Source organism: Chromobacterium haemolyticum (assembly GCF_002081825.1).
GTDB lineage: Bacteria > Pseudomonadota > Gammaproteobacteria > Burkholderiales > Chromobacteriaceae > Chromobacterium > Chromobacterium fluminis.
Genome location: NZ_MUKU01000088.1, coordinates 1 through 1,162, shown reverse-complemented (window position 1 = coordinate 1,162; position 1,162 = coordinate 1). Strand labels below are relative to the sequence as shown.

The 1,162-nt window shown below is 55.3% G+C and carries 1 protein-coding gene; it reads right to left on the bottom strand.

Translation table 11 applies throughout. The features are described 5' to 3' along the window. Nucleotides 1-8 precede the first annotated feature (8 nt). Nucleotides 9-1,049 (bottom strand): IS481 family transposase, encoded by a 1,041-nt coding sequence (locus B0T39_RS24670; protein WP_081551379.1) that lies wholly within the window; start codon nt 1,047-1,049, stop codon nt 9-11. Between the last annotated feature and the right edge of the window lie 113 nt (nt 1,050-1,162).

Below are 1,162 nucleotides of genomic sequence, written 5' to 3'. Positions count from 1 at the left end.
CTGTCAGATCAATTCAAGTTGTCTACCTTCTCCCTCCATTCCCGTTTGCCATCAATAAAGGTTTGTACGGGCGTGCGGCCGCAGCACATCTTGCCTTGGTGGGTGCGTTCCTGATTGTAGCAGACCAACCAAGCATCCAGATCGGCCTGTAGCTCGTCAAGTTCCAGATAGAGCTTCTTGCGGAATGCCACCTGGTAAAACTCCTGCAAGATCGTTTTGTGGAAGCGCTCGCAGATCCCGTTTGTCTGCGGATGCCGCGCACGGGTCTTGGTGTGCTCGATATCATTCACCGCCAAATACAGCTGGTAATCATGGGTTTCCGGCTTGCCGCAATACTCGGTTCCGCGATCTGTCAGCATACGCAATACCCCCATTCCATGCTCGGCAAAGAACGGCAACACCCTATCATTGAGCAGATCCGCCGCGGTGATCGGCGTTTTGGTGGTGTAGAGCTTGGCAAACGCCACCTTGCTGTAGGTATCGACAAAGGTTTGCTGGTAAATCCGCCCGACACCTTTGATCGTGCCCACATAGAAGGTGTCCTGCGAGCCTAGATAGCCCGGATGCGCTGTTTCAATCTCGCCATGCGCGACATCATCTTCTTGTTTGCGCTCCAGTGCCGCGATCTGCGCATCGGTGAGCACGATGGCTTGTTCAGCTACCAGATGTTCCAGAGCGCGTAGCCGCTGTTTGAACGATGCCAGGTCATGTCGCAGCCAGACTGAGCGCACACCGGAAGGGGAAACGAACACGCCGCGCTGGCGCAGTTCGTTGCTGACTCGCACTTGCCCGTGCGCAGGCTGTTCCGTTGCATAGGCAACTACGGTCGCCTCTATGGCGTCGTCTACGCGATTCTTGGGATTGGGTTTGCGACGATTGGCATCGAACAACGCCTCGACGCCGCCATCAGCCACTGCGTTCTGGTAGCGGTAAAAGGTATCTCGGGACAGGCCCATCACCTTGCAGGCCTTGGAGACGTTGCCTAGCTCAGCGGCCAGGTTCAACAGGCCGATCTTGTGTTTGATGATGTTCTGGTTGAGACTTGTCATGGGGTTACTCCTGCGCTTGCGCGCTGTCTTGATGAAGATTCGCACCTCTATCAAAACGGGTAACCCCACCTATCGGCAAGGCCTGACTGTCAGATCAAATCGGAACTTCTACA